18 protein-coding genes are annotated in these 24,257 nt (G+C 74.7%); 15 read left to right on the forward strand and 3 right to left on the reverse strand.

From position 1 onward, the window contains the following. Window positions 1-78: 78 nt before the first annotated feature. The 7 genes from ABD329_RS22915 to ABD329_RS22945 all read left to right on the forward strand — a co-directional run bounded on the left by ABD329_RS22915 (window position 79) and on the right by ABD329_RS22945 (window position 10,744). Window positions 79-1,503 (forward strand): HEAT repeat domain-containing protein, encoded by a 1,425-nt coding sequence (locus tag ABD329_RS22915; protein WP_198276636.1) that lies wholly within the window; start codon window positions 79-81, stop codon window positions 1,501-1,503. A gap of 372 nt (window positions 1,504-1,875) precedes the next feature. Then, window positions 1,876-3,042, forward strand: coding sequence for a glycosyltransferase family 4 protein (locus tag ABD329_RS22920; RefSeq protein ID WP_198276637.1), 1,167 nt, complete (start codon window positions 1,876-1,878; stop codon window positions 3,040-3,042). 68 nt (window positions 3,043-3,110) lie between these two features. Continuing rightward, a complete protein-coding gene (locus ABD329_RS22925) occupies window positions 3,111-4,340 on the forward strand; it encodes a glycosyltransferase (protein ID WP_198276638.1) in 1,230 nt (409 codons plus the stop codon). 110 nt (window positions 4,341-4,450) lie between these two features. Beyond that, complete coding sequence (locus tag ABD329_RS22930) at window positions 4,451-5,602, forward strand: SGNH/GDSL hydrolase family protein (protein WP_344316832.1); 1,152 nt, start codon at window positions 4,451-4,453, stop codon at window positions 5,600-5,602. Then, window positions 5,599-9,243, forward strand: a complete 3,645-nt coding sequence (locus tag ABD329_RS22935) for a hydantoinase B/oxoprolinase family protein (protein ID WP_198280326.1) — start codon at window positions 5,599-5,601, stop codon at window positions 9,241-9,243. The genes ABD329_RS22930 and ABD329_RS22935 overlap by 4 nt, the downstream gene beginning before the upstream one ends. Further along, window positions 9,240-10,256 carry an ankyrin repeat domain-containing protein gene (locus tag ABD329_RS22940; protein ID WP_198280327.1) on the forward strand — a complete coding sequence of 339 codons (1,017 nt, stop codon included), beginning with the start codon at window positions 9,240-9,242 and terminating at the stop codon, window positions 10,254-10,256. Before ABD329_RS22935 ends, ABD329_RS22940 begins: the two co-directional genes overlap by 4 nt. A 221-nt stretch (window positions 10,257-10,477) precedes the next feature. Then, window positions 10,478-10,744, forward strand: coding sequence for a WhiB family transcriptional regulator (locus ABD329_RS22945; protein WP_198280328.1), 267 nt, complete (start codon window positions 10,478-10,480; stop codon window positions 10,742-10,744). 173 nt (window positions 10,745-10,917) lie between these two features. Here ABD329_RS22945 and ABD329_RS22950 read toward each other — a convergent pair whose 3' ends face one another. From ABD329_RS22950 to ABD329_RS22960, 3 genes are read right to left on the reverse strand one after another with little or no spacing between them, the layout of a single operon-like run. After that, the gene (locus ABD329_RS22950; protein ID WP_198280329.1) at window positions 10,918-11,814 is read right to left on the reverse strand and encodes a 5-oxoprolinase subunit C family protein; all 897 of its coding nucleotides are present in this window, start codon (window positions 11,812-11,814) and stop codon (window positions 10,918-10,920) included. Next, on the reverse strand, window positions 11,811-12,461 hold the full coding sequence (locus ABD329_RS22955; protein WP_198280330.1) for a 5-oxoprolinase subunit B family protein: 651 nt from the start codon (window positions 12,459-12,461) through the stop codon (window positions 11,811-11,813). Before ABD329_RS22955 ends, ABD329_RS22950 begins: the two co-directional genes overlap by 4 nt. Beyond that, window positions 12,458-13,237, reverse strand: a complete 780-nt coding sequence (locus ABD329_RS22960) for a LamB/YcsF family protein (RefSeq protein WP_198280331.1) — start codon at window positions 13,235-13,237, stop codon at window positions 12,458-12,460. Before ABD329_RS22960 ends, ABD329_RS22955 begins: the two co-directional genes overlap by 4 nt. 234 nt (window positions 13,238-13,471) lie before the next feature. On the opposite strand from ABD329_RS22960, the gene ABD329_RS22965 reads away from it, so the two are divergent. From ABD329_RS22965 to ABD329_RS23000, 8 genes are all read left to right on the forward strand, one after another. Further along, window positions 13,472-14,245: a GntR family transcriptional regulator gene (locus ABD329_RS22965; protein WP_344316835.1), complete on the forward strand. Its 774-nt coding sequence runs from the start codon at window positions 13,472-13,474 to the stop codon at window positions 14,243-14,245. A 140-nt stretch (window positions 14,246-14,385) separates the two neighbouring features. Beyond that, window positions 14,386-15,108 carry a DUF969 domain-containing protein gene (locus ABD329_RS22970; protein WP_198280722.1) on the forward strand — a complete coding sequence of 241 codons (723 nt, stop codon included), beginning with the start codon at window positions 14,386-14,388 and terminating at the stop codon, window positions 15,106-15,108. Further along, window positions 15,105-16,073, forward strand: coding sequence for a DUF979 domain-containing protein (locus tag ABD329_RS22975; protein WP_198280723.1), 969 nt, complete (start codon window positions 15,105-15,107; stop codon window positions 16,071-16,073). Before ABD329_RS22970 ends, ABD329_RS22975 begins: the two co-directional genes overlap by 4 nt. 14 nt (window positions 16,074-16,087) lie before the next feature. Continuing rightward, complete coding sequence (gene pcp, locus ABD329_RS22980) at window positions 16,088-16,732, forward strand: pyroglutamyl-peptidase I (protein WP_198280724.1); 645 nt, start codon at window positions 16,088-16,090, stop codon at window positions 16,730-16,732. Next, window positions 16,729-17,832: a DUF2891 domain-containing protein gene (locus ABD329_RS22985; protein WP_246618984.1), complete on the forward strand. Its 1,104-nt coding sequence runs from the start codon at window positions 16,729-16,731 to the stop codon at window positions 17,830-17,832. The genes pcp and ABD329_RS22985 overlap by 4 nt, the downstream gene beginning before the upstream one ends. A gap of 130 nt (window positions 17,833-17,962) precedes the next feature. Continuing rightward, on the forward strand, window positions 17,963-19,495 hold the full coding sequence (locus ABD329_RS22990) for a hypothetical protein (protein ID WP_198280725.1): 1,533 nt from the start codon (window positions 17,963-17,965) through the stop codon (window positions 19,493-19,495). A 67-nt stretch (window positions 19,496-19,562) separates the two neighbouring features. Beyond that, window positions 19,563-20,423: a hypothetical protein gene (locus ABD329_RS22995; protein WP_344316837.1), complete on the forward strand. Its 861-nt coding sequence runs from the start codon at window positions 19,563-19,565 to the stop codon at window positions 20,421-20,423. Window positions 20,424-20,488: 65 nt separating this feature from the next. Further along, the coding region (locus tag ABD329_RS23000; protein WP_486388701.1) for a coiled-coil domain-containing protein at window positions 20,489-24,257 on the forward strand (3,769 nt) is incomplete at its 3' end.

The raw sequence follows: 24,257 nt of genomic DNA on the forward strand, positions 1-24,257 counted from the left end.
GGCGGCAGGACATCGGCAAGAATGCCGATCGATGGAAATCCCGTTGCCAGCGAACCTCCCGCACCGGATGCTGACCTCATGTTCGATCCAGACATAGCGCCCAGCGGCACCCTGCTCGGCCTCCTCCAGCGAGGCCGCGGCGACGGGACCCTGCACGCCCTCGCCGCGCCGCGGGCCGAGGCGCTCGCGGCACTGCACCACTGTGTGCTGCGCGACCCCCGCCGTGACTGGCAGATCGAGAACCGCTCGCTCTATTACGCCAGGCTCTGTCTGGACCTCGACGCCGGGCTCGACGAGATCGAACAGCATCTGTTCCACCCCGACGACCTGGTCGACGACGACGAGGAGCGCACCGGGCTCGCCCTCTCCGTCCTCGGCCACCTCGCCGCCTACGGCAGGTCCGACGCGCTGCGGCTGCTGCGCCGCTACGCCGCGGCCGGCAGCAACTGGGAATGGGCCCTCGACGAGCTGGCCCTGCGCGACGACGACACCGGGCTGCGCGGCCTCGCCCCCGCGATCCTCGCCCACTTCCCCCGGACCCCCGACGGCGACGCCGAACTGGCCGCCGTGGTGCGCGGCGCCTACGAACCCCGCCCCTGGCGGCTGTGGGCCGACGATCCGGACCACGGGCCGCGAGTGCGCGCGGCGGCCGAGCGGGGCGCCTTCGACCGCTGGCAGCGCCAGCTGCGGCCCTCGGGGCCGCGCCCCGGCTGGAGCGTCCACGACATCCTGCTGTGGGCCCAGCGGGAGCACGACCTGAAGCCGGACGCCCGCCGCCCCGACGCGGCCGCCCGCTGTCTCGCCGCCGTCGCCGGTCCCGAGGACCGGCCCGAGCTCCTCGCCGCCGCCGCGTCGGCCCCCGACGCCGCCCGCGCCGCGGCGCTGCGGCACCTCGCGGAGATCGGTGACCCCGAGGTGCTCGATCTGATCGAGGCCGCCGTGACCGAGCCGGACGCCTCACAGCTGGTCTCCCAGGCCGCCCTCTCCGCCTTCGAACGCATGCGCAGTATCGCCGCCCTCGACCGGGCCCGGATCTGGGCCCACCGCCCCGACGCCCTCGGGGACGCGGCGGCCGCGATGCTCTCCTGCCGCGGCGGTCAGTACGACAGCCCGCTCGTGCTCGCCGCCCTCCGCCGCACGGTCCGGGCCGAGGGCCCGGACGCCCAGACCCTGTGGACGCTCGTCGACGGCGCCGGGCGCCTGACGATCTCCTGCGCCGCGCCCGTCCTGCGCCATATCTACCGGGAGACGGCCTCCTCCCACCTCCGCGGCCGCGCCGCCCGCGCGCTGGCCGCCACCGATCCGTCCTTCGCGGCGGGTTTCGCGGTCGAATGCCTCTGGGACTGCGAGGAGAGCACCCGCGAGGTCGCGGCCCGGCACGCCGCCACCGCCGACGCCCGCGTCGTGGAACAGCTCCGCCGGCTGGCCGCCGACCCGGCGGAGGAGGCCGAGGTCCAGACGGCGGTCCGCAGCCGTATCGGGCCCGAGACCCCGGGCTTCTGACCCCCGGCCGCCCCGACGTACGGCCCCGGGGGCCGGGCACTCCGAGGTGCGCCGCCGAGGCACCTGGCGCGGGCAACCGCCGAGGCGCCGGACTCAGGCAACCTCCGAGGCGCCGGACGCGTCTTTCCGGGCATGGGTGAGAGTCGCATCACCCTCCGTATCTCCGCTCCGCCCCGAGCAGGGCGTTCGCAGCGAAACATTCACGCCGGGTGACCGGCCGCCGGTTCCAGCGGGTTCACACGGGTTTGCGGCGATCCCTCCAGGGGCCCTGAAGGGGCCCCTCGGGGTGCGAGGGCCAACGCTCATGGGACGTTCCACGGCGCGAAACGTTCACGATGCCGGGGCCACCCTTCGTACGCCGACAACACCGGTATGCGTGTCGCCATCGTGACTGAATCCTTCCCACCCGACATCAACGGCGTCGCTCACTGCACGCTGCAAACCGCGGACCACCTCCACCGCCGTGGTCATCACCCCTTGGTCATCGCACCGGCGGGTCCCCCCGGAGGCCCACCGCCCGCCGCGGCCGGCGGTCCACCCGAGAGCCAAGGGGAGATGGACCGGTCGCATCCGTACCCCGTCGTCCGTATCCCGTCCCTGCCCCTGCCCGGCTATCCGCAGGTGCGGGTCGCGCTGCCCAGCCGGAAGCTCGCGGCCGCGATCACCTCCCACGGCAGCGATGTCGTCCACCTCGCCAGCCCCTTCGTGCTGGGCGCGCGGGGGATGACGGCCGCGCTCCGGCTGCGGATACCCGCGCTGGCCGTCTACCAGACCGACCTGGGTTCCTACGCCCGCACCTACCTCGGCGCGGGCGAGAACGCGGCCTGGCGGCGCATCCGCGCCGTGCACACCGCCGCCGACCGCACCCTCGCCCCCTCCACCGCCGCCGCTCGCGACCTGGACGAGCACGGCGTGCCGAGGATCCGGCTGTGGCCGCGCGGGGTCGACACCGAACGCTTCCACCCCTCGCGCCGCGACCCGGAGCTGCGCCGCTCGCTCGCCCCCGGCGGTGAGCTGATCGTCGGATACATCGGCCGCCTCGCCCCGGAGAAGAACGTCGAGCTGCTCGCGCCGCTGAGCGAGCTCCCCGGCATCCAGGTGGTCGTGGTCGGGGACGGACCGAGCGAACCCGCGCTGCGGGCGGCCATGCCGAGGGCCCGCTTCCTCGGCCGTCGCACCGGCAACGACCTGGCCCGCGTCTTCGCCTCGCTGGACGTCTTCGCCCACACCGGGCCCCAGGAGACCTTCTGCCAGACCGTGCAGGAGGCCCAGGCCAGCGGCGTCCCGGTGATCGCGCCCGCGGCGGGCGGCCCGCTGGACCTGATCGACCACGGGCGCACCGGACTGCTGGTGCCGCCCGGGGACGCGACCGAGGTGACCGACGCCGTAGCGCTGCTCGCGGCCGACGCGAAGTTGCGCGCGGCGCTGGGCCACGCCGGCCGGGAGGCGGTCGAGGGCCGCACCTGGGAGGCGATCGGCGACCAGCTCATCGACCACTACACCGAGGTCCTGGCGGCCCGCACGGCGGTCGCGGCATGAGCGCTGTGGGAGCTGTGGGAGCTGCGGGAGCTATGGGAGCAGTGGGAGCAGTGGGAGGAGAGCAGAACATGAGCGACGGCAAGGGCCTGCGCATCGTCCGGCTGGCCAACTTCGTCACCCCCGCCTCCGGCGGCCTGCGCACCGCGCTGCGCGAGCTCGGGGCCGGGTACCAGGCGGCCGGGCACGAGGCCGTCCTGGTGGTGCCGGGCGAGCGGATCTCGGACGAGCACACCCGGCAGGGGCGGGTGATCACGCTGCCCGGGCCGACCATCCCCGGCACCGGCGGCTACCGCGTCCTGGCCGACCGGCGGCGGCTGACCCGGCTGCTCGACGGCCTCGCACCGGACCGGCTCGAGGTGTCGGACCGCACCTCCCTCCGCTGGACGGGGGAGTGGGCGCGGCGCGCCCGCGTACCGGCCGTGATGGTCTCCCACGAGAGCGCGGACGCCGTGCTGCGCACCTGGGGTGTGCCGGACGCGTTCGCCGAGGGAGCCGCGGACCGGCTCAACCTCCGTACCGCGCGGGCGTACTCGCGGATCGTCTGCACCACCGAATGGGCGGCGCGCGAGTTCATACGGATCGGCGCGCGGAATGTCGTACGCGCCCCCCTGGGCGTGGATCTCGGCCACTTCCACCCCTCCCACCACGATGCGGCGCTGCGGGACCACCACCGCGGTGAGGCGGCCGTGCTTATCGCCATGTGCTCGCGGCTGTCGCCCGAGAAGCGGCCGGGCCGTGCGCTCGACGCGCTCGCCGAGCTGCGGCGGCGCGGTGTCTCCGCGGCGCTGGTGGTCGCCGGGGACGGGCCGCTCCGGCCGCGTCTGGAGGCTCGCGCCCGCGCCGAGGGGCTTCCGGCCGTCTTCCTCGGCCATGTGGCGGAGCGGGCGGGGCTCGCCGCCATCCAGGCGAGCGCCGATGTGGTGCTGGCGCCGGGCCCGGCGGAGACCTTCGGTCTCGCCGCGCTGGAGGCGCTGGCCTGTGGTTCGCCCGTCGTCGTCAGCGCGCTCTCCGCGCTGCCGGACATCGTCGGGGCGGCGGGCGAGACCGCGGCCGACAACGGAACGGCCTTCGCGGACGCCGTCGAGCGGGTCCTCGGCCGCTCGGAGCCCCTGCGCCGGGCGGCGGCCCGGGCCCGGGCCGAGCGCTACGGCTGGCCCGCGGCGGTCGCCTCCTTCCTGGCCGCCCATGACGCGTCCACCGAGGGCGTCCGGTGCGCCGACGGCAATCGGCTCCCGGCCGCCGCGCTCCCGACCGCTCCGGCCGTCCCCGTGCCCCGGGCCGTCGGCGGTGTGCGGTGAGCGCAGCCGGCGCTCACACGGGGGACCGCGCTGGTACGGAACCGTCTCGTAAGGAGTCCGTCCCCACGGAGTCCGTCCCCACGGAGTCCGTTCTTGCGGAGGCGGTCTTCGTGGAGGCCGCCCCTGGGGAGGCCGCCCTCGCGGAAGCCGCCCTCGCGGAGGTCGTCCTTACGGAGACGGGGTGTGCGGGGCAGGACGTGACCACTGCCCCGCATCCGGTGGGCGGTGCCCAGCATCCGGCGGTCCGTACGCCGGGCACCGCGCCGGGCGACGAGGAGGCCACGGGTGAGTGCGCGGGCGGGGGCGCGGAGCCGCGCAGGCTGCGGTTCGCCGCCCTCGGCGACTCGCTCACCGAGGGACTCGGCGACCCGGCGCCCGGCGGCGGTTGGCGCGGTTGGGCCGCGCTGGTCGCGGCGGCCGCCGGGCCGCACCCGGATGAGCCCGTGGAGTTCGTCAATCTGTCCCGCAGCGGGGCGCTGGCCGCCGATGTCGCCGACGAGCAGCTGCCCGCCGCCCGCCGCGCCCGCCCGCACCTGGTGTCGGTCGTGGTCGGCGGGAACGACACGCTGCGCGACTCGTTCGACATCCACCGGGTCGCCGAGGCCCTCGACCGCACGATCGGCGCGCTGCGCGCCGACGGCGCCGTGGTGCTCACCGCCTGTCTGCCCGACCCCGGGCGGATGCTCGGGCTGCCGTCCGCGCTGGCGCGCCCGCTGGGGCGCCGGATGCGCGCGGTGAACACCGTGGTGCACGCGCTGTCCCAGCGCCACGAGGCGGTCCATGTGGAGCTGAGCGACCACACCTGGGTCGCCGACCGGCGGGCGTGGAGCGTGGACCGGCTGCATCCGAGCGAACTCGGGCACCGGCTGCTGGCCAGGGAGTTCCACGGCGCCCTGCGCGCCCGGTCCATCGCGACCGGCGCCCCGCCGTCCCTGGAGCTCGACGGTGTCGCGCCCTCGCGTGCCGCCTCCGCGTGGTGGATGGCGACCCGCGGCACCCGCTGGATCGCGGACCGCTGCACCGACCTTCTGCCCGGCCTGGTCGCGCTGGCGGCCCTGGAGTGGCGCCACCGACTCAAGGGCACCGGACATCTGCTCGAGGACCGGGACCGGCGGGCGACGCTCGCCGCGCTCACCGCGGTGAGCCGCGGCCCGGCCCCCGCCCACCTTCCGCACCCGTCCACCACCGACCCACTGCCTCACCCGCCCGCCGCTCCGCTCATCGCCGACACACCGCCGTCCGCTGCGACAATGGCGGGGTGACGGGTCGCTGGGAATTCTGGATCGACCGGGGCGGAACCTTCACGGACGTCGTCGGCAAGCGTCCGGACGGCCGCCTGGTCACCCGCAAGCTGCTGTCCCACCACCCCGAGCGCTATACGGACGCCGCCGTCGCCGGGATCCGGCAGACGCTGGGGCTCGGCCCCGGCGATCCGGTCCCGGCCGACCGGATCGACGTCGTCAAGATGGGCACCACGGTCGCCACCAACGCCCTCCTGGAGCGCAAGGGCGAGCCGACCGTCCTCGTCGTCACCGAAGGGTTCCGGGACGCGCTGCGCATCGCGTACCAGAACCGCCCCCGTCTCTTCGACCGCCGGATCCTGCTCCCCGAGGCGCTGTACGACCGGGTGGTGGAGATCCCCGAGCGGGTGGACGCCCATGGCGAGGTCGTCCGCCCCCTGGACCTCGACGCCGCCGCCGAGGCGCTGCGCACCGCCCACCGCGACGGCTTCCGCGGTGCCGCCGTCGTCCTGCTGCACGGCTATCGGCACGCCGCGCACGAACAGGCGGTCGCCGGGGTGGCGCGCGACCTCGGCTTCGCCCAGGTGAGCTGCTCCCACGAGGTCAGCCCGCTGATGAAGCTGGTGTCCCGCGGCGACACCACCGTGGTCGACGCCTATCTCTCGCCCATCCTGCGCCGCTATGTGGAGGACGTGGCCGCCGAACTGCGCGGCATCCGGCTGATGTTCATGCAGTCCAACGGAGGGCTGCGGGAGGCCGCGCACTTCCGGGGCAAGGACGCGGTGCTGTCCGGGCCCGCGGGCGGTGTGGTGGGCATGGCGCGCTCCTCCGGCGAGGCCGGACACGACCGCGTCATCGGCTTCGACATGGGCGGCACCTCGACCGATGTCTCGCACTACGCGGGCGAGTTCGAGCGGATCTTCGGCACCGAGGTCGCCGGGGTGCGGATGCGCGCCCCGATGATGAACATCCACACCGTGGCGGCGGGCGGCGGTTCGGTGCTCCACTTCGACGGCCGGCGCTACCGCGTGGGGCCGGACTCGGCCGGCGCCGTCCCCGGCCCCGCCTGCTACCGGCGCGGCGGCCCGCTGACCGTGACCGACGCCAATGTGATGCTCGGCCGGATCCAGCCGGACCACTTCCCCGCGGTCTTCGGCCCGCACGCCGACCAGCCGCTGGACGCGGCGACGGTCCGGGAGCGCTTTGCCGCGCTCGCCGAGGAGATCGCGCAGGCGACCGGCGACCGGCGCGGACCGGAGGAGGTCGCGGCGGGCTTCCTGGACATCGCGGTGCTCAACATGGCCAACGCGGTCAAGAAGATCTCCGTGCAGCGCGGCCGCGATGTCACCCGTTACGCGCTCACCAGCTTCGGCGGCGCGGGCGGCCAGCACGCCTGCGCGGTCGCCGACGCGCTCGGCATCGGCACCGTGATCGTGCCGCCGCTCGCGGGGGTGCTCTCCGCGTACGGCATCGGGGTGGCCGACGCCACCGCCATGCGGGAGCAGGCCCTCGAGGCGGAGCTGGGCGAGGAGACACTGCCGCGGGTGCGCGAGCTGTGCGCGCGGCTGGCCGACCAGACCCGCGGCGAACTGCTGGCGGACGGGGTCCCGGAGGACACCCTGGACACCGTCGCCCGGGTCCATCTGCGGTACGCGGGCACCGACTCCAGCATCCCCGTACCCGTAGGCTCCGCCCCCGCGATGACCGAGGACTTCGTCCGGGCGCACCGCACCCGCTACGCCTTCACCATGGACAAGCCGCTGGTCGTCGAGGCGGTGTCGGTCGAGGCGGTCGGCGCGTCCGGGCCCACCGGCGGCCATGCCGTGGAACGCCCGCCCAGGGAGGGCGAACTGGCGCCCGTGACGACCGTAAGGATGTTCTCGGAAGGACGCTGGCAGCGGACGGAGCTCTACGAACGCGACCATATGCGCCCGGCGGAGCGGGTCACCGGGCCCGCGATCGTCGCCGAGGAGGACGCCACCACCGTGGTCGACCCCGGCTGGCAGGCCACCATGGGCGAGCGCGGCCATCTGCTGCTCAGCCGCGTCCGGCCGCGCCCGAGCACCACCGCGGTCGGCACCGAGGTGGACCCCGTGATGCTGGAGGTCTTCAACAGCCTCTTCATGGCCATCGCCGAACAGATGGGCGTCCGCCTGGAGCACACCGCCCACTCCGTCAACATCAAGGAGCGGCTCGACTTCTCCTGCGCCCTCTTCGACGCCGAGGGCAACCTTATCGCCAACGCCCCGCACATCCCGGTGCACCTGGGCTCCATGGGCGAGTCCATCAAGGAGGTGCTGCGGCGCAACGGGGGCGCGATGCGGCCCGGCGATGTGTACGCGATCAACGACCCGTACCACGGAGGCACCCATCTGCCGGATGTCACCGTGGTCAGCCCGGTCTTCGACGAGGCGGGGGACGACCTGCTCTTCCTCGTCGCCTCGCGCGGCCACCACGCCGAGATCGGCGGGATCACCCCCGGCTCCATGCCCGCCTTCAGCCGCACCATCGAGGAGGAGGGCGTCCTCTTCGACAACTGGCTGCTGGTACGGGACGGGGCGCTGCGCGAGCGGGAGACCCGCGAGCTGCTGACCGCCGGGCCGTATCCGTCCCGCGCCCCGGACGCCAACCTCGCCGATCTGCGCGCCCAGATCGCCGCCAACGAGAAGGGCGTCCAGGAACTGCGCCGGATGATCGGGCAGTTCGGCCTCGACGTCGTGCACGCCTATATGGGTCACGTCCAGGACAACGCCGAGGAGTCGGTGCGCCGTATCGTCGCCGGGCTGCGCGACGGCTCGTACCGCTACGAGACCGACGGCGGGGCGGTCATCCGCGTCAGCCTTACGGTGGACCGCGACGCGCGCGGCGCCGTCCTGGACTTCACCGGCACCTCGCCCCAGCGGCCGGGCAACGACAACGCGCCCAGCTCGGTGGTGATGGCGGCCGTGCTCTATGTCTTCCGCACGCTGGTGGCCGAGGACATCCCGCTCAACAGCGGCTGTCTGAAGCCCCTTGAGGTCCGCATCCCCGAGGGCTCCATGCTGGCGCCGGTCTTCCCGGCCGCCACGGTCGCCGGGAACGTCGAGACCTCCCAGGCCGTCACGGGCGCCCTGTACGCGGCCCTGGGCGTCCAGGCCGAAGGCTCCGGCACGATGAACAACGTCACCTTCGGCAATGACCGCGTCCAGTACTACGAGACGGTCGCCAGCGGCTCCGGCGCGGGGGACGGCTTCGACGGGGCCGACGCCGTACAGACCCATATGACCAACTCCCGGCTGACCGACCCCGAGGTGCTGGAGTGGCGCTATCCGGTGCGGGTCGAGAGCTTCGCGATCCGCCGGGACAGCGGCGGCCGCGGTCGCTGGCGCGGCGGCCACGGCGTCACCCGCCGCATCCGCTTCCTGGAGCCGATGACCGTCGCCCTCCTCACCGGCCACCGCCGGGTGGCCCCGTACGGCATGGCGGGCGGCGAACCTGGCGCCCTGGGCGCGAACCTGATCGAGCGCGCTGACGGTTCGGTGGACCGCCTGGACGGCCGCGACGCGGCGGACGTCGGGGCGGGGGACGTCCTGGTCGTCCACACCCCGGGCGGCGGCGGTTACGGCCCGCCGGAGGAGGCCGGAGACGGATTGTCGGTGGCGGATGCCAGATTGGACGCATGACCGACTGGCAGGACATCCACGACTGGACGGATCCGCGGGCCGTGCGCGCCGCGCTCGCCGCGGGGGCCGACCCCGACCGCGTCGTCGGCGGCCATATGGCGCCGCTGCACTCCGCGGCCTGCTCGGGAAGCGCCGAGGTGCTGGCCGAACTGCTCACGGTGGCGCGCGAGGTGGACCAGCCGGACACCGCGGGCCGCACCCCGCTGTGGCACGCGGTGCGCAACTGGGACCGGGAGAAGGCGTCGGCGCTCATCGCGGCCGGGGCCGACCCCTGGCGGCCCCGGGAGGTCGACGGGCGGAGCCCGGGGGAGCTGGCCTGGTGGACGCCGCTGGCCGACCTGGTGGCCGGGGTGCCCGGAGCCCGGGAGCCGGCCCCCGGGGAGCGGGCCGCGCAGCGGGCGGCCGATGCGCTGATCGCCGCTTTCGACGCCGAGGAGGGGGAGTACCAGGACTGGGGCTGTGCGGCGTTCGTGGCCGGGCGGAGCGTGCCGGAGGTCGTGGCCGCGCTGGGCGGAGACATCGTCGCCACCATCGGCGAGGACGAGGACGGGGACGAGGACGGGGACGGGGACGGCGAGGAAGACGGTGAGGCCGACTACGCGGATGTCCTGCTGGAGGAGGAGGGCCGGGTGCTGGTCGGCGCGGCGCCCGGCGGTGTGGTGCTCCAGCAGTTCGACGGCATCGCCATCCATGGCGAGGAGGTGCTGGCGCCGCTCTCCCGGGGCACCGTGGCCGTCTCGGTCTTCGACCACCCCGACGCGTTCATCCGCCCCTCCATAGCCCGGGACGGGGTGATGTGCCCCTGCGAGGAGGTCATGCTCGACCCCGAACAGGGCGATCCGGAGGAGGCGTGGCGCTATCGCTTCGGCGACGGCGGGCATCCGTCCGGCTGGACGGCGCGGGCGCTGGCGATGGCCGCCGCGGTCACGGGGGTCGCGGTCGACGGCGGTCCGCGCTGGATCGGCCGGCCGGGCAGCAGCGTCATCCTGCTGCCCGAGCGGCTGCGGAACTGACGGCGGCCCGCGGGCCCCCAGGCTGCTCCGGGCACAACCCGGTAGCCGATATGGGGCATGGCGTGTTCGGATCCGTTTGCGGCCGCCACGATCGGAAACCCGAACCTTGTCAAAGCCCGCCTGGACGCGTCCGCATGACCTACGGACGCCCGCCGCGCGCACCCCGCGCGTGAGCCCGACGGCGGGTGCTTTCAGCAACGTCGTTCCGGGAAGGGGCAGCCATGGCCTGGTGGCATAACGCCGAATGCACGCACGAGGATCCGGAACTGTTCTTCCCCGTGGGGGTGGCGGGCCCGGCTGCCCGGCGGCAGGAGACGCTGGCCAAGGAGGTCTGCGGGCGCTGTCCGGTGATCCAGGAATGCCTGGACTACGCACTGGAGAGCGGAATGACCCACGGGGTCTGGGGAGGTACCGGCGAGGAGGAGCGCCGTGCGCTGCGCCGCAAGGCACAGCGCAGGCAGCGCGTCGGCGCACGGCGCGCCCGCTGAGCGCTCCGCGGGAAGTGCCGCGAGGTGCGGTCGTTCATCTGCGGCTGCGTCGTGGCCGGTAGCCCACGCGGCGGAGCCTCATATCGACACAGCCGCGGCGGAGCCGCACTTCGACACGGCCCCGCGCCCCTTCGGGGCGCACCCGAACCGCCACCGGACTTCAGCGAGGCCGCTCAGGCCCGTCCGGCAGGCGGCCCCCAGGAGGCCCTGGCCAGCGGGGCGAACCGCACCGGAGTGCCGGGGACGGCCTGCGCCGCGGCGGCCAGACAGCGCTCCGGCACGACGCCCACGACCGGGTAGCCGCCGGTCGTCGGATGGTCGGCGAGGAAGAGCACCGGCCGTCCGTCCGGCGGTACTTGGAGCGCGCCGAGCGCCATTCCCTCACTGGCCAGCTCACCGTCCCGCGCCCGCTCCAGCGAGGGGCCCTCGGTCCGCAGCCCGATCCGGTTGCTCGCGGCCGAGACACGGAAGTCCCCGGTGGAGAGGGTGCGCAGCCCGGCGGGGGTGAACCAGTCGTCACGCGGACCGAGCACCACGGGGAGCACCAGCTCCGGTGCGACGCCCCGATGCGGCACCCCGTCCACGGCGGGCACCGGCCCGTGCGGCCGCCCGAGCCGTAGCACCGCGCCGTCCGCGAGCGGCGCCGGGCCCAGCCCGGAGAGCACATCCGTGGCCCGGCTGCCGAGCACCGGCTCGGCCTCGACACCGCCGTCGAACGCCATATAGCTGCGCACCCCGTGGGCGGCGGCCCCGGCCTCCAGGAGGGCGCCCGGCGGCACCCGTACGGCCGCGCCCCACGCGACCGGGCGGCCGTCGACGGTGACCGGGCAGGGCGCGCCGGTGACCGCGACCGTCGCCGGGCGGCGCAGCCGCACCGCACAGCCGGTGAGCGTGGTCTCCAGGGTCGCGGCCCCCTCGGCGTTGCCCACCAGGCGGTTGGCGAGCCGGTGGGCGGGCTGGTCGAGCGCCCCCGAGCGGCCCACCCCGAGATGGGCATGGCCGATCCGGCCCAGGTCCTGGACGGTGGTCAGGGCTCCCGGCCGTACGACGACGAAGGCGCTGTCGGTCATGGCGCCGCCCCTTCCGGGGCCGCGCCATCCGATACCGGGATGAAGCGGACACGAGTGCCGGGGGTGAACAGCGCCGCCGGTTCCCGTCCGGTGTCCCACAGCACGGCGTCCGTGGTGCCGATGAGCTGCCAGCCGCCGGGGGAGGAGCGCGGATAGACGCCCGTGTACCCGCCCGCGAGGGCCACCGAGCCGACCGGGACCCGGGTCCTGGGCGTCGCGTGGCGCGGTACGTGGAACCGCTCGGGCAGCCCCGTCAGATAGCCGAAGCCGGGCGCGAAGCCGCAGAAGGCCACCCGGAACTCGGCGCCGGAGTGGATCCGTACGGCCTCCTCGGGTGTCACCCCCCACCGCCGCGCGACCTCGTCCAGATCGGGCCCGTCGTAGCGCACGGGCACCTCGACGATCTCGCTGTCGCCGCGGTCGAGGGGCGGTATCCGCCAGCCGGGCAGCTCGGCGGCGAGCCGTCCGGGGTCGGCGAGCCCGTCGAGGAACACGGTCCGTGCGGCGGGCACGATCTCGCGCACGGCGGGCAGCCGCCGCTCGGCGGCGCGGCGCAGCAGCTCGGCGTGGAGCGCCTCGGCCGCCTCACCGCTGTCGAGCTCGATGAGCAGTCCGTGCTCACCGACGGGCAAGGTCCGCACCGTCATATGAACGCCGCCACCCGCACCCCCGCGGCGGCCAGCTCGGACCGCACCCGGCGGGCGAGGTCGGCGGCGCCGGGGGTGTCGCCGTGGACGCACAGCGAGCGCACGTCCACCTCGATGCGCCGTCCGTCGATCGAGGTCACCGCGCGGTCGCGGGCGAAGCCGAGGGCGCGCTTGACCACCGTGTCCGGGTCGTGGACCACGGCGCCGGGCTCGGTGCGCGGCACGAGCGTCCCGTCGGCGGTGTAGGCGCGGTCGGCGAACGCCTCGGCGATCACCGGCAGCCCGGCCGTGCGTGCCGCCTCGTGCAGCCGGGACCCGGGCAGCCCCAGCACCGGCAGCGGACCGCCGACGGCCAGCCTGACGCCCTCGACCACGGCGGCGGCCTGCGCCTCGTCGTGCACGCTGCGGTTGTACAGCGCGCCATGGGGCTTGACGTAGTGCACCCGTGTCCCGGCGGCACGCGCGAAGGTCTCCAACGCGCCGATCTGATAGGCGATCTCGTCGGCCAGCTCCCGGGGCGGGACATCCATGCTGCGCCGACCGAAACCGGCCAGGTCCCGGTAGGAGACCTGGGCCCCGACGCGCACTCCGCGCTCGGCGGCCAGCTCGCACACCCGGCGCATGGTCGAGGGATCCCCGGCGTGGAAGCCGCAGGCGACATTGGCGCTGGTGACGATGGACAGCAGGGCCTCGTCGTCGGTGAGCTGCCAGCGGCCGAACCCCTCGCCGAGGTCGGCGTTGAGATCGATGGACAGGTTCGCCAAGGATGCGGTCATATCCGTCCGTTCGGGCGTGGGGATACGTGCGGGGTTGTGGATGGCACCACAAGGTAAGCGATCGTTGAACGATCCGACAAGATGGTTGTTGTCCGGTGACGGTTTCTGGGCTTGACTTCTCGCTATACGGGACGAACGAGACACCGAACAGGGGCTGATGTGGCGAACGGGGCAAAAGGTGTAAACCGCCGTTCCGGCGAGTCGTCGGACGAGTCGTCGGCCGAGGCGCGGGAGATGCCGGAGGTGCCGGGGAAGGCGGGGACGGCGGGGGCCGCGGGGCCGGTGGAGCCGGTGGAGCCGGCCGGGTACGCCCCGGCCCCCGGTCTCGCCGCCGGACTCGAGGCCGACCGGGCGCTGCTGGGGCGCACCAGTACGGCGGAGCGCGTCGCGGACATCCTGCGCGACCGCATCGCCGAAGGGTTCTTCCCACCCGGCACCCGGCTGTCCGAGGACAGCGTGGGCGGCGCGCTCGGCGTCTCGCGCAACACCCTCCGGGAGGCGTTCCGCCTGCTGACCCATGAGCGGCTGCTGGTGCACGAGCTGAACCGCGGCGTCTTCGTCCGCGTCGTCACGGTGGACGACCTCAACGACATCTACCGCGTGCGCCGGCTCGTCGAATGCGCGGCGGTGCGCGGCCTGGGCGAGCCGCCGTACGAGGTGCGGGCGGTCGAGGCGGCGGTCCTGGCGGGCGAGCGGGCCGCCCGGGACCGGGCCTGGCAGGACCTGTCCACCGCCAATATCCGCTTCCATCAGGCGATCGTCTCCCTCGCCGGAAGTCCCCGCGCAGACGAACTGATGCGCGCGGTGCTGGCCGAGCTCCGGCTGGTCTTCCACGTCATGGCCGACCCCCGCCGCTTCCACGCCCCCTATCTGGTGCGCAACCGCCAGATCCTGGAGGTGCTCCAGGGCGGCGACGCGGTGGAGGCGGAGCGGCTGCTCGCCTCCTATCTGGACGATTCCCAGGGACAGTTGGCCGACGCCTACGCGCGGAAGATGTCCCGTCGTTAGAGGTTTCCCGGCGGTAAACGATCCGGCGAGGCCGGAACAAGTTCGTTTCAGGCTCTTGTCGGATCGTTGAACGAACGCCTAGCCTCCGGTGCACCCTCCTCACGCCCCCGTGAGGTCCTTGTGCGCGGAAGGCGGGACGCATGATCGTTCTCCTTGGCGTCCTCGTGGTGATCCTCGGATTCGCCACACGACGCAACCCGTTGCTGGTGGTGGGGGTCGCCGGCATCGCCACCGGACTGCTGGCCAAGCTCTCGCCCCAGGAGATCCTGGCGGCCTTCGGCAACGGCTTCGCCTCCAGCCGCTCGGTGACGATCTTCGTCATCACCCTGCCCGTGATCGGCCTCCTGGAGCGCCACGGCCTCCAGGAACAGGCCCGTACCCTCATCGGCCGGCTCGGCAAGCTCACCACCGGCCGGTTCCTCGCCCTCTACCTGTTGCTGCGCCAGCTCACCGCCGCCCTCGGCCTCACCTCCATCGGCGGCCCGGCCCAGAGCGTGCGGCCCATGGTCGCGCCGATGGCCGAGGGCGCCGCGGAGCGACGCCACGGCCCGCTGCCCGAGCGGGTCCGCGAGCGCGTCCGCTCGTACTCCGCGAGCGCCGACACGGTCGGGCTGTTCTTCGGCGAGGACTGCTTCCTGGCCATCGGCTCGATCCTGCTGATCACCGGGTTCGTCAACACCACGTACCACACCCATCTGGAGCCGCTTCAGCTGGCGCTGTGGGCCATCCCCACCGCCGTCTGCGCGTTCCTCATCCACGGCTTCCGGCTGCTGCGCCTGGACCGCTCACTGGACCACGACTTCGCCGCCTCCGGCGGCCGAACCGCTGCCGAGGGCAGCCGCACCGCGGAGGAAGCCAAGTGATCAAGGCGGAGTGGTTCTACTGGCTCGTCGGCGCCGTCTTCCTCGCCATGGCCGCCCAGATGGTCGTCGACCGCACCAACCCCAAGCGCCTCGGCTCGGCCGCCTTCTGGGGGCTGCTCGGCGGCTGCTTCTTCTACAGCAGCTGGGTGGTGGAGAAGAAGGCCCCGGCCGAACCGTTGGGCGTCGCCGTCCTCGCCATGGTCTGCCTGGGCGGTTTCCCGCTCACCGGGCGCGGTGTGCCGCGCACCACCACGCCCGAGCAGCGCGTCGCATCCGCCGCCCGGCTCGGCAGCAGGCTGTTCGTCCCGGCGCTCACCATCCCGCTGGTCGCCGTCGTCTGCGCTTCGGCCGTCAAGCACTGGCACATCGGGGGCGAACCGGTCCTGGAGGCCGGCAGCGAGACCATCCTCGGCCTCGGTTTCGGCGCGATCGTCGGACTGCTGGTCGCCATGGTCGTGGTGCGCGAGCGGCGGCCCGCGGTGCCCCTGCACGCGGGGCGGAGCCTGCTGGAGTCCATGGGCTGGGCGCTGCTGCTGCCCCAGCTGCTCGCCGTGCTCGGCTCCATCTTCCAGGAGGCCGGGGTCGGCACCCAGGTCGGCAAGATCACCGAACAGGTGCTGCCGGAGGGCCAGAAGTACGTCGCCGTGGCCGTCTACTGCGTGGGAATGGCCCTGTTCACCGTCATCATGGGCAACGCCTTCGCCGCCTTCCCGGTGATGACCGCCGCCATCGGCTGGCCCGTGCTCATCCAGCAGATGAACGGGGACGCGCCCGTCGTCCTCGCCGTCGGCATGCTGGCCGGTTTCTGCGGCACGCTCGTGACGCCCATGGCCGCCAACTTCAACCTGGTGCCCGCCGCCCTGCTGGAACTCAAGGACCAGTACGGGCCCATCAAGGCGCAGATCCCCACCGCCGGGGCGCTGTTGGTCTGCAACATCGCCATCATCTCGCTGTTCGCCTTCTGAAGGGGGCCGCTGCTGTGACCCGCGTGCTTCTCACCGGCTTCGAACCCTTCGCGGGCTCGGCCGTCAACCCGTCATGGCGGGCCGTCTCCCTCGTGGCGGCCGATCCGCCGCCTTGCGCCGAGGTCACGGCCGTACAACTCGCCTGCGTCTTCGGCACCGCTCTCGAGGAGCTGTCCGCCGCCGTGGCGGAGGCCGACCCCGACCTGGTGCTGTGCGTGGGCCAGGCGGGCGGCCGTCCCGGTGTCACCGTCGAGCGGGTCGCGATCAACGTGGACGACGCCCGGATACCCGACAACGCCGGACGTCAGCCCATCGACGAGCCGGTGGTCGAGGGCGGCCCCGCCGCCTACTTCGCGTCCCTGCCCGTCAAGGCGTGTGTCGCGGCCGTCCGCGAGGCCGGGATTCCGGCCGCCGTCTCGCAGACCGCCGGAACGTTTGTGTGCAACCACGTCTTCTACGGTCTGGCCCATCTCATCGCCACCGAGCGGCCCGCCCTGCGCGGCGGCTTCGTCCACCTCCCGTACGCGCCCGAGCAGGTCGTGGACGGCGCCGAGCCCGCACTGCCCGCCGCCATGGCGGCCGACGCGCTGCGGGCGATCATCGGTGCCGCCGTGAGCACCCGGACCGATCTGCGCGTCGCCGAGGGGGCGACGCATTGAACGCGCCTGATGAATTCGACGAGCCGGATGATGATGAGCGGGGCGAGCGGGGCGAGCGGGGCGAGCCGGACGGGACCGGGGGCGAACTCGGCCGGTACGCGGCCACGTTCGCCGCCCTCGCCACCGCCAATGTCACCCGGGCGTACCCCAACGCCCCCGCGCATCTGCTGCGCGGCCCCGAGGACCTGGTGGAGCCGCGCCGGCACCACCCCGCCTTCTACGGCTCCTACGACTGGCACTCCGCGGTCCATATGCACTGGCTGCTGGTCCGGCTGCTGCGCCGCTGCCCCGACCGCGTCCGCGCCGACGAGGTCACCGCCGTACTGGACGGGCACCTTACGGCCGACGCCCTCGCCGCGGAGGCGGACTATCTGCGCGCCCACCCCTCCTTCGAGCGCCCTTACGGATGGGCCTGGCTGCTGGCGCTGACCGCCGAGTGCCGGAGCCTGCCCGGGCCCGCGGGCGAGCGCTGGGCCGAGGCCCTGGAACCGGCCGCCGACGCCGTCCGCGCACTGCTGGGCGGATGGCTGGAACGCGCCACCTACCCGGTGCGGCACGGCGTCCACACCAACAGCGCCTTCGCCCTCGGCCTGGTCCTGGACAGCGCGGCCGCCGCGGGCGTCAAGGGGATCGTCGAACCGGTCACCGAGGCCGTCCTGGACTGGTTCGCCGACGACCACGACGCCCCCGTCCACTGGGAGCCCTCCGGACAGGACTTCCTCTCGCCCGCGCTCACCGAGGCCGAGGCGGTCTGCCGGGTGCTGCCGGAGGACGAGTTCGCACGCTGGCTGGAACGCTTCCTCCCCGGCGTCGAATGGGGCGCGCCCGTCACCGTGCTCACCCCGCCCATCGTCTCCGACCCCGCCGATCCGCACATCGGCCATCTGCTGGGCCTCATCCTCAGCCGGGCCGCCGCGCTCCGCCGCCTCGCCGCCGCCCTGCCCCACGGCGACCCGCGGGCGGACGTGCTGCGGACGGCGGCCCGTGACCATCTGGCCGCCGGGCTCCCGGCCACCGTCTCCGGGGACTTCACCGGCGACCACTGGCTCGCCACCTTCGCGGCACTCGCCCTGGACGGACCACCGGCCGGTGAGCCGTAGACTGACGGATCGGTGAGGTGCGGGGGACGCGCCGGTGTACGCGCGTGCACGCGCCGGGGACCTGGTGTGTCATAGCGGGATCTCCGTGCCGTTTCGTACGTTGTCGGTGCGACCGCCTACTCTGTGCGACGTGACATCTCCACCCCCGGGGGCCGCCGCGCCCCAGCTCAACACCGCCGAAGGGGCCGCCCGGCCGGCCCCGGGCCCGGCCGCCGACGAGGGCCTGGCCCGGCGGCTGCGCGCGCTGGCCTGCACCGCGCCGCTGCACGACCTGGACGCGCGCAAGGCCAACCTCGCGGGGGAGTACGGGGTGTACGCGATGGCGGAGGTCGCCCTCGCCGCCATCGACCTCGTCACGCTCCACATGGACTTCGACACCGGCGCCGACCACGAGCAGATAGTGGCCAGGCTGCTGCCCCGGGTGGCGGCCCAGGCCCCCGGGCGCCCCGCCGCCGAGCACGACCGGGTCGCCCGCTGGGTGCTGGAGAACCTGATCAACGTCGGCAGTGTGGACCGCGGCTTCCGCGCCGTCTACGGCACCTTCGGGCCCGATGGGGTGTACGTCCGCAGGGACTACGACTTCAAGCTGATCGAGGAGGTGCCGGGCCCCGGCGGCAGCGTCTATCTGCGCACCACGGACGAGGCGGTCAACGTCCTGGTCGGCGCCCTCGACACGGATGTCACCAGCGCCCAGATCGCCGCCGAGGTCAAGCTGGAGGTCCTGATCAGCCGCGGCCGCCTCGCCGATGCCCAACTCGCCGCCGAGCAGGCCCGCTACCGCACCGTGCAGTACTCGGAGACGCTGCGCCGCACCCTCGACGCCACCCGGCGCAACGTCCGCGCGGTCGACTGGCTGAGCACCGTCCCCGAGCTGATCAGCGAGGCACTCGACCACGTCGCCGACCGCTACCGCCACGAGAACGCGATCCTCACCAACATCCGCAAGGCGCGCGACGAGGCCGAGAGCGCCGAGCACAAGCGGCGCGCCGCCGAGCTCGTCGACATCGTCAAGGACTGCATCCGGCGTCACACCCAGCTACAGTCCCGGCTGCTGGAGGCCGGTCCGCTGTTCCGCGCCGAACAGGACCGCCAGGCCTTCGCGCCCCCCGCCCCGCGCTCCGGATACGACCTGTACGGACAGCTGCTGGCCCCCGTCCTCCCGCTGCCCCTCGAGCGCGCGGGCCGGGTCACCGACGCGTTCTTCGCCCGCGGCACGGGGCTGCGCACCCCGACCTCGGTGCGGATGAGCGACCTGGTCGAGATGCTGCTCACCCCGCCGGTCGAGCGGGAGCACCTCGGCGCGGAGATGCCCGAGCCGGACCTCATCGCCACCCCCGACGACAGCCGCTTCAGCGAGGAGCAGCTGGCGGTGGCCATGGAGCTGCTCGAACTGCCCGCGGACGCCCCGCGACGGCTGTCCGGGCTGCTCGCCGACGCCCGCCGCCGCGACCCCGATCTGCCCTATCTGATCGCCCTCCTCGCCGTCCACGCCGCCAGCCCCCCGGTCGGCACCGCCTACCGCCAGGGCGAGCAGCGGCTGCTGTTCGCCGTGGACGACGGCACCGAACTGGACGACCCCGAATTCGGCGGCGCCGACCTGATAGTGGGCACCGCCCTGCTGGACGCGGTCGGCATGGCGGCCGACCGTGCGGAGGTGGCGTGATGACCGCGACCCATGAGTACGCCCCGCGCGAGGAGGTTCAGCCGTGACCGATGACGACATCGTGGAGATGACACCGCCGGACGCGGCACCCGCCCCGGCCGCGGCCGGGCTGACGCCCGCCGACGCGGCCGACGCCGCGCGGCTGGTGGCCTTCGGGCTCCAGCCCAAGCTGCTGCCCGCGCGGGACGTCGAATACGCCGAGCTGCTGCGCCGCCACCGCGACGAACCGGCGTTCGCCCGCCTCACCGACGCCGTCGCCGCCGGGCTCGGGCTCATCGTGCTGGAGGTGTCGACCCGTGCCGGAATGGCGGTGACCGCCGCCGAGGATTCCGTCTTCGCCGTCCGCATGGGTGACTACGCCCGCCGCGCCGCCACCGACTCCGCCGACCGCTTTCTGCACGGCCTCGCCCACCTCGCCGTCGCCGCCCTGGCGTTCCCCCGCCCCGAGGACCTCGCCGACGACGGCTATATCGGCCGCGTCACCGTCAACGGCGTCGACGCCTTCGTCCGCCAGGCATGCCGACGGCTGGAGGAGCGCGCCGAGGAGCAGGGGGAGAACACCGACCCCGCCACCGGCGCGCCCGGGCTGGAGTCCGCCTGGCGGGTCTACGCCCGGCGCAGTGCGACCGGCGCCACCAAGGACGCGCGCCGGCTCGCCGGTTCCACCACCGGCATCGTCGGCAAGGCCGTCGCCTTCCTGGTCGACTCCGGCTTCCTCCAGCGCACCGGCGACGAATCCGGCGGCACCTACCGCACGACCGCCCGCTACCAGCTCCAGGTGCGCGACATGGCGGCCTCCGCCGCCATGGCCGAGCTGCTGGAGCTCGGCGTCGTCCCCGTCAGCGACGGCGGCGCCACCCTGCTGCCCCCCGACCAGGGCGACGACCTCGACCTGGTGGCCGACGCCGGGCTCCCCTTCCACTCCTGAACCCCGGCGCCCGGCCCCCGCCCGCCCGACACCACCACACCTTCCGACAACGAGAGTCCGCCGCCATGTACGAGCTGTCCCGGATCCGCCTCTACTCCATCGGGCCGGCCGGTGCGCGGTACGCCGACACCGTGCTGGACCTGCGCGGAGTCGGCGAGCCGGTGCCCAGCCCCGCGCCCACTCAGGCGGAGTTCTTCGAGGAGGAGCCGGTCGGCCCGCCGCGCCGCCCCGCCCCCGCCGGGGTGCTCTTCCTGGAGAACGGCGGCGGCAAGTCCGTCCTGCTCAAGCTGATCTTCTCGGTGATGCTGCCCGGCCACCGCAACACCCTGGGCGGCGCCAGCTCCGGTGTGCTGCGCAAGTTCCTGCTCGCCGACGACTGCGGGCATGTCGCGCTGGAGTGGCAGCACACCGTCACCGGTGAGACCGTCGTCGTCGGCAAGGTCAGCGAATGGCGCGGCCGTCAGGTCTCCAACGACCCGCGGAAGTTCGCCGAGGCGTGGTACTCCTTCCGGCCCGGCCCCGGGATGAGCCTGGACTCGCTGCCGGTCGCCGAGTCCGCGGCGGTGCGGCCCGTCGTCGAGGGCGCCTCCACCGCCCGCGGCCGCCGCCGCACCATGAAGGGCTTCCGTGACGCCCTAACGGAGGCCGCCAAGGCGTACCCGCATCTGGACGTCGTCTGGGTGGAGATCCACGAGCGCTGGAACGAACACCTCGGCGAGCTCGGCCTCGACCCCGAACTCTTCCGCTACCAGCGGGAGATGAACGCCGACGAGGGTGAGGCCGCCGGGCTCTTCGCGGTCAAGAACGACTCCGACTTCACCGACCTCCTGCTGCGCGCCGTCACCGACACCCGCGACACGGACGGGCTCGCCGACCTCGTCCACGGCTTCGCCCACAAGCTGGGGCGCCGCGCCGAGCTGACCGCCGAGCGCGACTTCACCGCCGGTTCGCTCGATCTGCTCCAGCGGATCGCGGACGCGGCGGAGCGGCGTGAACAGGCGCGCGGTGTGCACGCGGGCGCCGAGCGCCGCACCCGTACGCTCGCCCGGCGGCTGTCGGCGCGCGGCGCGGAGGAGCGGGCGCGTGCCGCCGAGCTCGCCGAGCGGGTCGCCTCCGCCGCCGAGGCCGTCACCGAGGCCGAGGGGGCGCGCGGCCGCAGCGATCTCGTCGCCGCCGAACTCGCCTACCGGCACGCCTCCTTGGCGCTCGCCGCCGCCGAGAAGGGCGCCGCCGCGCAGCGCCGCGAGCTCAACGACGCCCGCACCCTGCACTCCGCCTGGCAGGCCGCCGAGACCGTGTTGCGCCACCGCGCCGCCGCCGACCGCTCCGCGCGCGTGGCCGCCGCCATCCGCGAGGCCGAGCGGGACGCGGCCCCCGCGCTCGCCGCCCGCGCCAAGGCCGCCGCCGACCCCGAACTCGCCCTGCACGCGGCCGCGGAGGACGGCGAGCGGGTCGCCAACGAGGAGGAGGAGCGGTCGGCCGGGCTCCAGGAGGCGGCCGAGGCCGCCCACCGTGACGCCACCTCCGCCGCCACGGCGGCCCAGCGCGCCCGCAGCGACGCCGAGCACCTGCGCCAGCGGCTCGCCGAGGTCGAGCAGGAGACCGCAGAGGCCGTCCGCGCCGGATGGCTCGACGACTCCGCCCCCGACGCCGACCCGGCCCGCGCCGCGCTCGCCGCGAGCGACGCCGAGAAGACCACGGTCGCCGCGTTCGACGAGGCCCGCGAGACCGCCCGGCGCACCGCCGACCACGCGAAGTCGGCCGCCGCCGAGGAGGCCCGCGCCGAACTGGCCGCGGCGCGAGCGGTGGACGCGGCCCAGGCCACCGAGTCCGCGTACGACGCGGAGCGGCGCGCCGCGGAGGCGCTGGGCGCGGAGCAGCGCCTGATCGAACTGCTGGGTCTGCCGGAGCTCTCCGCCGCCGTCCCCGCTCCCCGCGGTGCCGCCACCCGCCCGTCCCCGGCGGACGCGCGCGCGGCGCGCGGGGTGACGGTACGCATTCCGGACGGAGACGGCGTGGGCCGCCGAGGCACCCGCGCCGTGCCGACCGAGTCCGACCGGGACGGGTGGATCACGGTTCACATGGACGAGGAGGACGCGGACGACGTCGGCCTCTCCCAGCTCCCCGCCGCCTTCCGCGCGGACCCCTCCGCGCTCCCCCTGGACGCGGAGCCCGCGCCTCACGGCCACGCCTACGCCCCCGATGAGCCCCCCACCGACACCCGCGAACGTTTTGCGGGAGCGGACTACACCGGGACGGGCGCCGCCCCGGCGTGTCCCACGGACGAGTTGCCCACCGCCTTGCAGAACGAGGCCGCCGCCGCGGGCGACGACGCGGAGGCGGGGCCCGGGGACGCCCCCGGGCGGCGTCCGCTCGCGGCGGAGTCGCGGCCCGCGGGGCGGGTGACGGTACGGATCGACGAGGCTGAGGACGCCCCGCCAGGCAGTGGCGGTCCGCGCCCTGAGGGCCACCGCGGCGGTGCCCCGGCGATGGCCGCCGATGCTCACGGCGACGACGGCCGGGCCGGGACGCGGCTCGCGGCGGACTCCGTCCACGTCACCCAAGCGGCCCTGGCGGGCGGCCCGCCCGGTGGCGCCCGGGTCGTGGCGGCCGAGTCCCGGCCGTCCGGAGAGGTGTCGGCTCGGGTCGGGGACGGGGACGACGGTCGGGCCGAAGGGGAGGCCGCCGCCACCGACCCCCGGCCCGGGAACGTCACCCCCGCCGATGCCGATGCCGACGCCCCCGCCGACTCCGCCACCGCCCCCGACGACTCCGACTGCTGGAGCCCCGAGCCCGGCGGCGCACCCGAACCCGAACCGGTAAGCGACCCCGAACCGGAAAGCGAACCCGGTCCCGTAAGCGCCCGCGACCGCGGCCACCGCACCGCGCCCGCTCCGCGGCCCCTCGCGGAAGGGCCGCTCACCGCCGAGGAGTTGGACCGGAACGCCGAGGCGTTGCGGGAGCTGCTCGAGGAGAGTGTGGGCTCCGCCGAGCGGCAGTTGTTCGAGCTGCGGACCGCGGCCGCCGAGGACGCGCGGATCCTGGGGGCGCTCGGCGACGGGGGGCTGCTGCCGCCCAGCGCCGATGTGCTGGCGGCCGTCGAGTTCCTCGGCGAGCACGGCATCCCCGCGCTCCCCGGCTGGCGCTATCTCGCCCAGGCCGTGGACCCCGTCGACCACGCCGCCGTGCTCACGGCCCGCCCCGAGCTGGTGGACGGTGTCGTCATCACCGACCCCGGCACCCACGCCCGCGCCCGTGAGGTGCTCGGCCAGGCGTCGCTGCTGCCGCGGTCCGCCGTGGCCGTCGGGACGTCGGCCGCGCTGCTCGCGCCGACGCCCGCGCCGGGCGACGGGGAGAGCGGGGTCTTCCTCGTGCCGCCGAACCCGGCCATGCACGACGAGCGCGCCGCCGACGACGAGCGGCGCGAGCTGCGGGCCCGTGCCACCGCGCGGGACGAGGAGATCAGGGCGCTCGCCGCCCGGCTGGCCGGGGACCGGGCGTTGTCCGCGCGGCTCGCCTCCTGGCGCACCGGCTGCCCGCCAGGGCGGCTCGCGGAGCTCGCGGCCGCGGCCGAGACCGCCCGGGAGACCGCCGACACCGCGCAGAGCGACCTCATGGAGGCGCGCACGGCACGTGCGGAGGCCGACGAGGCCGCCACCGAGTCCGCCCGGGTCCGGGACGAGCGCCAGGAGGCGGCACAGCGGGCCCGCCGGGTGGCGGACGCGCTGGCCGGGCTGGCGTACCGGCTGCGGGAGCGCGCCACCTGGCAGACCCGGCTGCGTGAACTGGCCGAGGAGGCCGCCGAGTACGAGGAGCGCGCCGCGGGCTGTGTGG

Origin of the sequence: Streptomyces javensis, assembly GCF_039525925.1 — a bacterium.
Taxonomy (GTDB): domain Bacteria; phylum Actinomycetota; class Actinomycetes; order Streptomycetales; family Streptomycetaceae; genus Streptomyces; species Streptomyces asiaticus.